7 protein-coding genes are annotated in these 12,971 nt (G+C 59.0%); 3 read left to right on the forward strand and 4 right to left on the reverse strand.

Annotated features, from left to right (window positions below; translation table 11 throughout):
• Positions 1–67: 67 nt before the first annotated feature.
• Positions 68–724 carry a DUF4142 domain-containing protein gene (locus ACIPR4_RS21700; RefSeq protein WP_013569091.1) on the reverse strand — a complete coding sequence of 219 codons (657 nt, stop codon included), beginning with the start codon at positions 722–724 and terminating at the stop codon, positions 68–70.
• 141 nt (positions 725–865) lie between these two features.
• Here ACIPR4_RS21700 and ACIPR4_RS12850 point away from each other — a divergent pair, with 141 nt between their 5' ends.
• Positions 866–2,968 (forward strand): S9 family peptidase, encoded by a 2,103-nt coding sequence (locus ACIPR4_RS12850; RefSeq protein ID WP_013569092.1) that lies wholly within the window; start codon positions 866–868, stop codon positions 2,966–2,968.
• Between the two features lie 124 nt (positions 2,969–3,092).
• On the opposite strand, the gene ACIPR4_RS12855 is transcribed toward ACIPR4_RS12850, so the two are convergent.
• The 3 genes from ACIPR4_RS12855 to ACIPR4_RS12865 form a co-directional block, all read right to left on the reverse strand.
• Complete coding sequence (locus tag ACIPR4_RS12855) at positions 3,093–4,988, reverse strand: ABC transporter ATP-binding protein (protein ID WP_013569093.1); 1,896 nt, start codon at positions 4,986–4,988, stop codon at positions 3,093–3,095.
• A 39-nt stretch (positions 4,989–5,027) separates the two neighbouring features.
• Positions 5,028–5,408, reverse strand: coding sequence for a hypothetical protein (locus ACIPR4_RS12860; protein WP_013569094.1), 381 nt, complete (start codon positions 5,406–5,408; stop codon positions 5,028–5,030).
• A gap of 281 nt (positions 5,409–5,689) precedes the next feature.
• Positions 5,690–6,586, reverse strand: a complete 897-nt coding sequence (locus tag ACIPR4_RS12865; RefSeq protein ID WP_013569095.1) for an SCO family protein — start codon at positions 6,584–6,586, stop codon at positions 5,690–5,692.
• Between the two features lie 57 nt (positions 6,587–6,643).
• Between ACIPR4_RS12865 and ACIPR4_RS12875 the strand changes: the two genes are divergently transcribed.
• Positions 6,644–9,394: a PD-(D/E)XK nuclease family protein gene (locus tag ACIPR4_RS12875; protein WP_187290177.1), complete on the forward strand. Its 2,751-nt coding sequence runs from the start codon at positions 6,644–6,646 to the stop codon at positions 9,392–9,394.
• Positions 9,391–12,960: a UvrD-helicase domain-containing protein gene (locus ACIPR4_RS12880; protein WP_013569097.1), complete on the forward strand. Its 3,570-nt coding sequence runs from the start codon at positions 9,391–9,393 to the stop codon at positions 12,958–12,960. The genes ACIPR4_RS12875 and ACIPR4_RS12880 overlap by 4 nt, the downstream gene beginning before the upstream one ends.
• Positions 12,961–12,971 lie beyond the last annotated feature (11 nt).

The following is a 12,971-nucleotide window of genomic DNA, read 5'->3' on the forward strand; positions in this document are numbered from 1 at the left end:
TTCGTTCCAAAACAAGAAAACGCGGGCTCAAGTGCCCGCGTTTTTCTGCTTTGGGAACGGAGAAGCTTTACATGGAGGGTGTGGGAACGGAGTGCGCCTTGGCAAGGATGTCGATATGACCGGTGTGACGGGCGACGACCTTGGTGGCCTCGTCCAGGTTCGCCTTGAGGTCATTGTTGTCGGTGGCGCGCTGCTCAAATTCAAATTCCTTGAGGTCTTTGTGGTGAGCCATCACCATAGCGCTGATGTACTCCTTTTCAAAGTCATCGCCGGAGAGCGCGTTCAGCTTGTCGAGCTCCGCCAAATGCTCTTTATTGAGCGTTTTTGGGGCTGTGACGCCGTATTGCTCGGCGAAGGGTTCCATCTTCTGCATGAGCGTCGTGTGGTCACGCACCATGCGGTCGGCGAACTTCTTTACATCTTCAGAGGTGGCTTTTTGCTGGGCTACCTGCGAAAACTGGATCTCGGTCATGCCACCCTCGGTGGCTTTGCGGAGGAACATCTTATCGCGCGCCTGGTTGGCCGCTGCTCCCGGAGCCGATGGCTCGGTGATTGACCCCGCTGCCTGCTGTCCGCCGGAGGTTGATGTGGGCTGTTGCTGGGTAGAGGTCCCTGTGGGCTGCTGAGGCATGGTGTTCTGCAGATTCGATTGTGCAGTTGCACCTGACGCGATGATTCCTGCGACAAAGGCGCAGCTTGTAAGAAGCTTTTTGTGAACGTTCATTTTTCGGGTCTCCAAAGGCCTACAAATGGTTAGGGTGGATACGACGCGCAAGGGTTGCTCACAATACGGTTCACACTCGGGTGCATGGCATGACTTGTATCCTGTTATGGACGCTGTGAATCTTTCGGCGATGGAGAATGCATGGAGTTGAAGACAGTAGAACCGGTAGCGCGCCGCGAACCCCATCCTACGCCTCTACACGGGCAGATCCTGGAAGACGATTATTTCTGGTTGCGCGAAAAGAAGTCGGCTGAGGTGATCGCGTATCTGGAAGCGGAGAACGCATACACGGCGGCTTATCTTGGGCAGACGCTTCCCTTGCAGGACAAGCTTTACACGGAGATGCTGTCGCATATCAAAGAGACGGACACCAGCCTGCCCGTGCCGGATGGCGAGTGGTTCTATTACACCCATACGATTGCCGGAAAACAATATGGCGTTCACTGCCGCAAGGCCGCCGCGACAGACGCACCTCTACATATCGATGAACTCGCTCCGGAAGAGGTGCTTCTGGACGTCAATGCACTGGCCGAGGGCAAGGTCTTCATGTCTCTCGGGGCGTTCACGATGAGCCCGGATGCAAGCCTGCTGGCATATACGACGGACACGACGGGTTTCCGGCAGTACGACCTGCATTTGAAAAACCTGAATACAGGCGAGACCCTGCCCGATACGGCCCAGAGGGTCGGGTCGGTGACATGGTCTGCCGATGGGGTTTTTCTCTTCTACACGGTGGAAGATGAGCAGACGAAACGGCAGTACAGGCTCTACCGCCACCGCGTGGGGCGGCCACAGAGCGAAGATGTGCTGGTGTACGAAGAAGCGGATGAGCGCTTCAATCTTGGTGTGGGCAGGACACGCGACCGGAAGTATCTGCTGCTGGAAGCCGGAAGCCATACGACCTCCGAGGTGCATTTTCTCCGTAGTGACGATCCCGAAGGAGAGTTTGTCCTGATCGCGCCACGTGTCGGCGACCAGGAGTACACGGTCGATCACCGAGACGGTGTCTTTTATCTGCGCGTGAACGATACGGGGAAGAACTTTCGCGTGGTGACGGCGAAGGTCGAAGCTGCTGGACGGGAGCATTGGACCGAACTGCTGCCCCATCGCGAAGATGTGGTTTTGGACGATTTCAATGTCTTTCAAAAGTTTGCGGTGAGTACGGAGAAGGTCGAGGGGCTGGACAAGCTGCGGATCTTTAATTTCGAGGATTTTGAGGGTGCGAAGCTCTCAGGCGATGCGCGCGAGGTGACGTTTCCGGAACCGAGTTATTCGGCAGGCCTGCATGCCAACCGTATCTTCGATACGCCGAGCTTTCGTTACAGCTACCAATCGCTGGTCTCGCCCGCTTCGGTCTTTGAATACGACGTCGCAACCGGTGCGAGCACGCTACTGAAGCAGCAGGAGGTTCCGGGCGGTTTCGATCGGACGTTATATGCTGCGGAGCGCGTCTGGGCGGTAGCGAAGGACGGTGTAAAGGTGCCGGTTTCGCTGGTGTATCGGCGCGATAGCTTTCACAAGGATGGGACGAATCCGCTCTACATTTACGGATACGGCTCGTATGGATATCCGCTGCCGGTGGGATTTGGGACGAACCGCTTGTCGCTGCTGGACCGTGGATTCGTCATGGCCTATGCCCACATTCGTGGCGGCGGCGACTTGGGTGATGCCTGGCATGACGCGGGCAAGATGATGGTAAAGAAGACTACGTTTACGGACTTTGTGGATGTGACCGAGCATCTACTGGCTGAGGGCTACGGCGACCGCACGAAGGTCGTGATCGAAGGCGGAAGTGCGGGTGGGTTGTTGATGGGTGCAGTCGTGAATCTGCGGCCTGACCTGTTTCAGATCGTCCTGTCGCACGTTCCCTTCGTGGACGTGATGAATACGATGCTGGACGATTCCCTTCCCCTGACGGTTGCCGAGTACGAGGAGTGGGGCAATCCGAATGAGGCGGAGGCGTTTGCGTATATGCGGAGCTATTCGCCTTACGACAATCTCGAGCCTAATGATTATCCGGCGATGCTGGTGAAGACGAGCCTGAATGACTCGCAGGTGATGTATTGGGAGCCTGCGAAGTATGTGGCGAAGTTGCGGACGTTGAAGACGAATCCTGAGGTGCCGTTGTTGCTGCACGTCAATATGGACGCGGGCCATGGCGGGGCTTCTGGTCGGTATGACTATTTGAAGGAGATTGCTATGGATTATGCGTTCGTGTTGACGGAGTTGGGGATTGGGTTATGAGAGGGCTGTTTTCTGGTGGTTCGGGGATCTGCTGTTGTTGTCCTGACAGATCAGGTTTGTGCGCTCTGCGCGACCCCACCCTTCGCGATAAAGCCGCGAAGAATGGGGCACGGGTGGATCTGATTTAGATTTTGGCTACTTCTTCGATTTTGTCGCCTTCGCCGGGGGCCAGAAAGAGGTTGGCTTCCAGGCCGTGCTGACGGTTGTAGAGTTCGCTGTAGCGGCCGTTGAGTGCGTAAAGTTCGGCGTGGGTGCCGCGCTCTACGATGCGGCCCTTTTCTACGACGAGGATCTGGTCGGCGTTACGAATCGTCGAGAGGCGATGGGCGATGACGAAAGTCGTTCGACCTTCCATCAGGTAGCTGAGACCGTTCTGGATCATCGCTTCGCTCTCCGAATCGAGAGAGCTGGTGGCTTCGTCGAGGATGAGGATGCGCGGGTCCGCGAGGATGGCGCGGGCGATGGAAAGACGCTGGCGCTGGCCTCCTGAGAGCTTGACGCCGCGCTCACCGACGATGGTTTCGTATCCATCTGGAAAGCGTTCGGCGAACTCATCCACGCGCGCGATGTGGGCGGCGGTAAGGAACTCTTCTTCCGTGGAATGGGGGCGGGAGAAGAGGATGTTTTCGCGGATGGTTCCGTCGAAGAGGAAGGTCTCCTGCAGGACCACGCCGAGCTGAGAGCGGAAGCTGCCGAGGTTGGCGAAGGCGAGGTCGATCCCATCGATCATGACGGAGCCGCTGGTTGCGGTATGGAAGCCGCAGATGAGTGAGATGATGGTGGATTTGCCCGAGCCGGAGGAACCGACCAGAGCGGTGACGGTGCCGGGGGCGGAGTGGAACTCGATGTTGTGGAGGACGGGCTTACCCGGCTCGTATTCGAACGAAACATTGTCGAAGTCCACATGGCCGACGATCTTGGGGAACATGGTGGAGCGCTCCGGATCGGAGTCTTCCATCGGTTCGTTCAGGATGTCGGTGGTACGGTCGAGTCCGGCGAGTGCTTCTGTGAGCTGTGTGCCGATGGAAACAAGCTGCGCGATGGGCGCGATCATGAACGCCAGGAACATGACGTAGGTGACGTATTCGCCCTCAGTGAGGTGACCGGCGGCATGTTGGTGCGCTCCGAGGTACATGATGAGTGCACCGACGACGCCGAGTACCGCAGTAGAAGCCAGGGCCATGAGCGACTGTGCGGTGAGCGAGCTGATGACGTTGCGGAGGAGGCGTTCCGCACCCTTGGCGAAGACATCGGCTTCGACCTGTTCGGCGTGGTATCCCTTGACGACGCGTACGCCACCAAGCGACTCGGTGAGACGTCCCGTGACTTCCGCATTGATGCGTGCACGCTCGCGGAAGATCGGGCGGATGACCTTGAAGGCGCGTTGCAGGATGAGGGCGAAGACCACAAGGATGACGAAGGTGACAAGCGTCATCTGCACGCTGAGGTGAATGAGATAACAGAAGGCAAAGATTGCGGTCAGCACGCCGCCAAAGAAGTCGATGACGCCGGTGCCGATGAGGTTACGCACGCCTTCGACGTCGGTCATGATGCGAGCGACGAGGGTGCCGGTGCGGTTCTCGTCGTAGAAGGCGACGGGCAGGCGGCCGATGTGGGCCTGCACCTGCATCCGGAGTTCGGTGATGAGACGCTGGCCAGCCTTGGAGAGCAGTTGCGTGAGGGCGTAAGAAGTCGCGGCCTGTGTGAGGGTAGCGAGGGCGACGGCTCCTACGATCTTGGGCAGTAGGCCCATGTTGCCGGCCTTCATGACGTCATCGATGAGGTAGCGGGCGGAGGCGGGCAGGATGAGGCCGCTGGCGCGGTTGACGATCATGATGGCGAAGCTGGCCGAGAGAAGACCAATGCGGGGTTTGACCAGCTTCCAGACCTCTGGCATCACCTTACGCAGCTTCGGCTTCGGGCGCGCGGCGGTCATCTCTGCCGCGACGCCGCGGCCCGTCCCGCGTGCAGGCCTGTCGGCGCGCATTCCCCCCATACCACCGTGTCCCATCGATCCCATGCTTGTGCTGTCTCCTGCTTGCTTAGTTTCTGTGTGTAGCTATTGGATGCGGGCACGTCGGGCGGCGATGAAACTTCTTACGCAGAGCACGGTGAAGATGAGGCAGATGAGGGCCATGAGCATCTGTTCGATGACGGCGCGGGGATGGGCGACGGCCATACCACGGAGCATATCAATAAAGGGTTTGAGCGCACGCACGAAGGGAAAAATGAAGCCAAGCAGCCCGACGGTGACGGCGATGTGCATCCAGAGCATGCGTTTTTTGCTGTCTGGCGTGCGGGCGAGCGCGCCGAAGAGCATGAGAAGAACGCCGAAGATTGCCGGGATCACAGAGGTGGGGGCGTGCGGAACGGTCACGAACCAGGTTGCGACTCCGAGAATGATGAGAAGTGCGCCAAAACGCATGGTGAGATTTGCCATCGGGAAATGCGGCTCCTTAAGTGATGCGGGGTGATAGGACAAGCATAGCGCTTGTGGGGTTTTGGGCGGTTGGTTGATATGCATGCGCGATGAAGCTGGGATCTGCCAAAAGCGGATCCCTTCGCTCTGCTACGGGATGACAAAACTTTGGAGGTGGGGTGAGCATATCTCCGGGGCTTATTTTGAGATTTCTCCGCGGTTTCCTTTGATATCTGGTTTGTGCGCTCTGCGCGACCCCACCCTTTCGCAAAATGCGCGAAAGAATGGGGCACAAAGCGTCTTTAGGCGATGCCGGCGGCCTGGTGCATGGCGGTGAGGACGTCGCTGGGTTTCCAGTCTCCGCCGGGATACCAAGCGGCGATGCGGCCCTGACGGTCGATGAGAAGCGTGGAGAGAGAGTGGTTGAACGAGTTGCTCTCGCCAGGAGTGACGCCGACGTTGAAGAAGAGTTCCATGGCAGAAAGATCGGTTTTGGCCGGAGCGACGAACTCCCAGTGGTCGAAGTTTTCCTTGGTGTATTTGCCGGTGTACGCGCCGCCGTAGCTGCGGAGGACCGCTGGCGTGTCGTAGGCGGGGTCAAAGCTGATGCTGAGGAGATGCGTGTTTTTGTAAAGCGTGGGATTCTGCGCGATCTGCTGGTCGATGGCGGCGAAGTTGCGGCTCATCTTGGGGCAGAAGTCGGACATGGGGCAACGCGTGTAGATGAAGGTGATGAGGACGGCTTTGTTTTTGAACTGGGAGAGGTGGACGCTGCGTCCGCTCTGGTTGATGAATTTGAAATCCGGGACCTGATCGCCGGGCTGGGGGACGTGGTAATCCGACATCGGTTTGTAGTCCGGCTTGGCCTGCGCGGTGACGACGACCTGATCGAGACGGGGGTCGTGGAATTCTCCATCGGAGTCCTTCAGAACGAGGAGGCGAGCGGTGATGCGGTCTCCGGAGTGGAGTTCTGAGATCGTGGAGGGATCCTTCAGTTTGTAGGGCATGGTCATGGCTTCCATGAAGCCGGGAATGGCCTCGTGCGCGAGGGTAACCTCGCCGGTGGAAGGCTCGGTGGAGATGACTTTTCCACGGACGGTGTAGCTCATTTGCTGTCCTTGCACGGGAGCGGCGGGCGATGGATGCTTGCAGCCGAGAACGGTGCATAAGAGCAACAGCGTGAGCAAGAATTTGGGCATGTTGGAGCCTCCGGTTCCAAGCTGATGATACCCCGCAAAAGGCGTATAAAAGGAGAAGTGAGCCCCGCCCTGCCGATAGTCGAACAAGTGATGGATGCCCTTTCCCGGGGAGCGCTGGTGCTGACCTCAAACCAGCGTGCGGCGCGCACGCTCCGGTTGCATTTCGAGGGGACGATGCGGGAAGAAGGCCGTTCCGGCTGGCAGGCTCCCCAGATTTTGACCTGGGACGGATGGGTTGCCGACCAATGGCGCAAAATGCTGATCGAGGGCGTAACCGACTGTATTCTGTTGAATCGTGCGCAGGAGCGGAGGGTCTGGATGCGGGCGATTGAAGCGACGGCGGATAGCGGAAGCCTGCTTTCGACACGAGCGATGGGCGAGATGGCCTCCGATACGACGCGGTTGCTGTCGCAGTGGAATGCTCATGAGGCGTTTACGACCTTTCAGACGGGAGTGAGCGGGCCCGATGTGGCGCTTTTCGGCAGATGGCTGAAGACATTTGAAAGGATCTGCGACGAGCAGAGGTGGGTCTCTGGATCGCTTGCGGCAAGCAGGTTAGCCAGCACCGTCCGCGGCGGTGGATTTTCAGTGCCGGTGGTCGAGATTCTTCTGGTGGGGTTTGACAGGGTTCTTCCTTCGCAGGGCGTCGTGATCGAAGCGATGGAAGAACGTGGCGCATCCGTTGACCATGCGGAACAGCCAAAGCAAGCGGAGAGTCTGTCGCTGGCCACGTGTGCGGACGATCGTGAAGAATTGCTCGCATGCGCGAGTTGGGTGAAAGATCTGCTCGCTTGCGAGGGCAGCGGGACGATTGCCGTGGTGGTGCCCGATCTTGACGAAACGCGGGAGGAGATCGACCGCGTCTTTCGCGAACGGATTGCGCCGTGGAGTTATGAGATGGGAAGCGAGAGCGCGCCGCCGTTTGAGTTTTCACTGGGCGATGCACTTTCGAAGACCACGATGGTGCGCGACGCTTTGCTACTTCTGCGGTGGCTGCATGGGCCGATTGAGCTGGAACAGGTAAGCCAGATCGTTCGAAGCCCTTTCCTTGGGAATGAAGCAGATGTCAGCGAGCGCGCCCGATTCGATGCGCAGGTGCTTCGCAGGCGAAAGCGTTTGAGCCTGGAGCTTGAGTTACGCGAAGCGGCAAAGATGCTGATCTTTGTGAAGGGTGATGCGACCCCCCACACGAGTCTGCAGTCTCTTTCCACAGCACTGATGCAGGCACAGAAGCTCGCGCAGCCGCGCTTAAAGAAGGCAATGGGATGGTCGGATTGGAGTGACCTCGTGCGCGAGGTCCTGGAAACGGCGGGTTGGCCGGGGCCAAGGTCTGCCGATAGCCGCGAGTTTCAACTGCGCAAGCGATGGGATGATCTGCTGGACGAGCTGGCGGGGATGGATGCTCTGGGCGAACGTGTGACGTACGAAGAGATGCTTTCGACGTTGCGGAGTATGGCAGAGGAGACACTCTTTGCACCCCAGTCGCGTGGGGCGCGCATTCAGATCATGGGACCGATGGAGGCAGCGGGCAGTCACTTCCAAGGCGTGTGGTTTCTCCATGCGGACGATATGCGCTGGCCTCGCAAGAGCTCTACAAGTCCGTTGTTGCCATGGACGCTTCAGAAAGAGGCGGGCATGCCGGGTGCTGCTCCAGCGATGGATTTCGCCTTTGCGCGATCTGTGACGGAGCGCCTTGCGTCGAGCGCAGCGGAGGTAGTCTTCAGCTATGCGGTGACCCGGGCGGCGGGAACAATGCGGCCCTCTCCGGCGGTGATGGCGCTGGGTGGTCTGAACGCGTGGGGACGTGCGGTGGTGGACACTGTCGATACTGCGGTTGAGGTGATGGAAGAGGTTGAAGACAGCACTCCCCTTCCCGCTCTTACGGGTGAACGTTTGCGTGGTGGAGCGCAGATTTTTGAACTGCAGGCGGCGTGTTCGTTCCGCGCCTTTGCGGAGGCCCGGCTTTTTTCTGCGCAACCGGACGAGGTCGACCCGGGCATGAGCGCACCGGAGCGCGGCAATGCGACGCATGAAGCTCTGGAAAAGTTCTGGCGTCGTACGAAGACACAAGCGGAACTGGAGCGACTGAGCACCGAGATCGATCCTGTCAGTGGACGGACGAAGCGCGATGTTGTTCTGGATACGTGCATTGCCGAAGCGCTGGAGGTCTCCGATTCCAGCTGGGAGCGCGCGTACATCTCCATCCAACATCAGCGGTTGCATGAGCTTTTGAGCCGGTGGCTGGAGATCGAGCGCAAGCGGCCTGTGCCATTCGAGGTTCGCTACACAGAGCATGAGGTCGAGGAGACGATGATTGGCGATCTGCACCTGAGACTCCGTGTGGACCGCGTGGATGAGATTGCCGGGGAGAACGGGCCTGAGTTTGTGTTGATCGATTACAAGACAGGCAGATGTTCGCCCTCCGAATGGCTGGGCGACCGGCCGGACAAGCCGCAACTCCCTCTCTATGCGATTGCAGGAGAGCTTGGAAATGTAGGCGGCATTGGATTCGCAAGTTTGAGACCGGCGGAGAAGGACCTGTGGCTGCGGGGGATGACGCGTACACCGGATGTCTTTCCGCCGCTGAGGAAGCGATCTGCCGATCTCGACTTCGATCAGCAGATTCAGGAGTGGCAGGAGACATTGCTCGAGTTGGCGGATTCCTTTGCAGCGGGTGACGCCGCGGTGGGACCCAAGAAATATCCGAAGACCTGTGAGCACTGTGGACAGCGGCTGTTGTGTCGCCTTGATCCCGCGAGGTTGATGGAGTTGAGCGACGAGGAAGACTCCGAGGATGACGAAGCGTGAGTTCTCGTCCGGCGGATTGGTATGAACGCGAACAGGCCCTCGACACGACACGCTCGTGGATTGTGGAAGCGCCAGCAGGTTCGGGCAAGACGGGGCTTTTGATTCAGCGGTATCTGAAGTTGTTGCTGGATCCACAGATCGAGTCACCTGCGCAGGTGATTGCGATTACGTTTACGACGAAGGCGACGGAGGAGATTCGCAACCGCATTCTCTCCGCGCTTTCTTCCGCGTCTCAGGACACTGAGGTTGACAGCTTCGAACGCACGACGCGAGATCTGGCGAAGCAGGTACTGGCCCGCGATGCGGAGCACGGCTGGCAGTTGTTACAACAGCCGGAGCAGTTGAACATCCGTACGATCGACTCGCTGGCGGCGGAGATTGCACGATCCATGCCTGTGCTGGCGGGCGGCTGGGGGAAGCTTCAGCCGGCCGAAGACGCGTGGCCTCTCTATGCGCGCGCGGCAAGACGCGTGATGTTGAAACTGGGCGGCGAGGATCGCGAACTCCATCAGGCCATTGAGACGATTCTTCTGCATCGCGATGCGAATCTGGCGGGTGTGGAAGCGCTGATCTGCGGCATGTTGCAGAAGCGGGAGCAGTGGGGCAGCCTGATTCCACTGCGCGGTGCGGAGCTTACAGATGAGTTTCTGGATGAGCAGGTGCTTCCGCGTCTGAATGCGGCGCTGGAGCATAACGTTTGCGTATCGTTGACGCGGCTGCAGAAGGCTTTTCCACGGGCAAGTCTTGCACGAGTGGCGCAGATTGCGGAGAGTCTGTGCAACGAGCCGGGATACAAGGACAAGGAGAACTTCCTGATTCCGTGCCGGGAGCATTTGTCTCCTCCGGGGACGGAGTGTGGTCATCTGCCGTATTGGGTGGCTTTGATCGCCCTTCTGATGACGAAAGACAAGGATGGATGGCGGAAGAGCTACCAATCCAACCATGTGAATCTCATCATTCCGAAACCGGTGCAGGTGGAGTTGAAAGAACTCGTCGATTCGATTCGAAGCCCGGAACTTTCTGCTGCGATTGAGAATGTTCGTTCTGCACCGTCGCCTCCGTATCCACCGGAGCAGTGGATTGTGGCGAAGGCACTATTCCGGCTGCTGCGCAATGCTCTGGGTGAGTTGCGACTCGTCTTTGCTGAGGACGGCGAGTGCGACTTTACGGAGGTCTCGCTCTCTGCGCGGGAGGCATTACGCCATGGCAACGGCAAGGGAGATCTTGCGGCGATGATGGGCATGCGTATGCAGCATCTATTGATGGACGAGATGCAGGATACCTCCGCGAGCCAGTACGACCTGCTGCAGGCGTTAACCGCAGGGTGGGACGGTTCGAGCCAGACGCTCTTTCTGGTAGGCGATCCGAAGCAGTCGATCTACCTCTTTCGCGAGGCGAAGGTGGAGCTCTTTCTCAAGGCGCTGACGACGGAACGGTTGGGCGATGTGCCGCTGAGCCGGTTGGTTCTGACCTCCAACTTCCGTTCGCAGGAGCGGCTGGTGAAGGGTTTCAACGAGGTCTTTCGCTTGCTGTTTCCAGAGCGCGAAGGAGAGATCGTCTATCACGATGCGACGGCGGAGGTTCCGGCTCAAGAGCATGAGCTTCGTTGGCATGCTACGCCGCTTCCCTACATGGACCGTGCACAGGCTGGAGCTTATAACAAGCAGCGCGAACGAGAGCAGGCGGAGGAGATTGCGAGTCTGCTGCATGACTGGCGTTCTCGGCCTGTGAGTGTTGCGAAGCCTAAGGCTTCTTCTGCGGCGGTGCTCGTGCGCACGAAGGCGCATGCGAGCCTCATTATGGAAGTGCTGGCGGAGGCGGGGATTCCCTACCGTGCTGTGGAGATGGAGCGGCTTGCGGACCGGCAGGAGGTCCTGGATGTGTTGTCCCTGACACGCGCGCTTCTGCATCCGGCGGACCGGACGGCGTGGCTTGCGATCTTTCATGCTCCGTGGTGTGGGCTGGGGCTTGCAGACCTGCACATTCTTGCGGCTGGCGATGATCCTGCGCAGGCGCAGCGGCCTTTGGAGCAGATGTTGCCGGAGCGATTGAAGCTGCTCTCAGAGGCTTCTCGAATCCGTGCGGAAAAGACATGGACGATTCTTTCTGCGGCGCTGGGACAGAGGGGACGGATGCCTCTGGTGCGCTGGGTGGAACATACGTGGCACCTGTTAGGCGGAGATCTCTGCGCCGGGTCGGAGGGTTCGGCGAATGTGACGCGATTCTTTCATCTTTTAGAGAAGATGACCGCGCAGAGGGGGGAGCCAAATCTTTCGGCGCTGCAGGACTCTCTACAGAAGCTCTTTGCTGAACACGCGGCTGCTCCCGATGCAGTCGAGATTCTGACAATCCATAAGGCGAAGGGGCTGGAGTGGGACCTGGTGATTGTGCCTTCGTTGGAAAAGACTTCGAGACGGAATGACTCTACCCTGCTCGACTGGGCAGAGTTCCAATACGAGGATGATCTTGGGGAGATATCGCATCTTCTGCTGGCACCGATCCAGAGCAGTTCGGGTAAACCGGGGTCTCTGAACGATTTCATCCGCGGGCACCATAATGCCCGGGGAGAAGCGGAGTTGAAGCGGCTTCTTTATGTAGCGACTACGCGGGCGCGGAGCGCGCTGCATCTGTTTGCCTCGCCTGCAACGAAAAAAGACAACAGCGTGGGCGCGCGCCGAGGAACGCTCTTACATGCTGCGTGGCCGATTGCGGAAGCTCTGTTTGCTGAGCCCGCGCCGGTTCCGACTAAATTACTTTTCTGGCCGAGTTCCGCAGCGGAACCGCAGGAAGGGAGTGGCCTGGCGCTTGCGGCTGGCGCTGAAGTGGCGGCGAAGAGACCGATCCTGCGGAGGCTGCGTGCTGACTTTGATCCCAGAGAACGCCTGCTTGCGACGAAGCCTGAAGGAACGGCGAATGTGGACCTGCCCGCGCTTCCGGCGTTTCAGCGCTCCGGCGGATCGCTCGAAGTGCGCGCCGTGGGTGAAACGGTGCATGCCTTCCTGGAAGAGGTAGCCGCGCGCGTAGCGGAGGATATGTCTGAGGGCACCGCTGCGAATGCCGCCTTTGAGCAGGAGATGGGAAGACTTAGCTCCACCAAGGGGCGGATGACGAACTATGCGCGGTCGCAGGGGCTATCGCCTCGGGATGCGGAGCGTGCGGCGGGACTGGCGTTGGTCGCTCTTGAATCCGCGTTGTCGAGCAAGACGGGGCGGTGGCTTCTGCATCCTCACCCCGGCGCACAGAGCGAGTTTGGATTGCATACCGCAGATCTGGATTCGCCGGGAGTACATATCCGGATGGACCGGACGTTTCTTGCCGGAGACCAACCGCTTGCAGAGGGTACCTCCGTGCGATGGATCATCGACTTTAAATCCTCAGAGCATGGGAACCCGGATCACGCTTACTTTGACGTGCAGCGAGCGAAGTACCTGGGACAGATGCAGACCTATGCCCAGGCGGCGCGTGCGGTGGGAGAGCAGGCTCAGATTATGCTGGGACTGTACTATCCGCGTATGGATCGTCTGATCTGGTGGCAGGATGAAAAAGAAGGGTGGCAGATTTCTTGAGCTCGTCGCAA

The organism is Terriglobus saanensis SP1PR4, from assembly GCF_000179915.2.
GTDB lineage: Bacteria > Acidobacteriota > Terriglobia > Terriglobales > Acidobacteriaceae > Terriglobus > Terriglobus saanensis.

What these genes read in the sequence shown, in the direction of transcription:
- ACIPR4_RS12865 (WP_013569095.1), bottom strand. Translation starts at nt 6,586, where the DNA reads ATGCCCAAATTCTTGCTCACGCTGTTGCTCTTATGCACCGTTCTCGGC.
- ACIPR4_RS12860 (WP_013569094.1), bottom strand. Translation starts at nt 5,408, where the DNA reads ATGGCAAATCTCACCATGCGTTTTGGCGCACTTCTCATCATTCTCGGA.
- ACIPR4_RS12850 (WP_013569092.1), top strand. Translation starts at nt 866, where the DNA reads ATGGAGTTGAAGACAGTAGAACCGGTAGCGCGCCGCGAACCCCATCCT.
- ACIPR4_RS21700 (WP_013569091.1), bottom strand. Translation starts at nt 724, where the DNA reads ATGAACGTTCACAAAAAGCTTCTTACAAGCTGCGCCTTTGTCGCAGGA.
- ACIPR4_RS12855 (WP_013569093.1), bottom strand. Translation starts at nt 4,988, where the DNA reads ATGGGATCGATGGGACACGGTGGTATGGGGGGAATGCGCGCCGACAGG.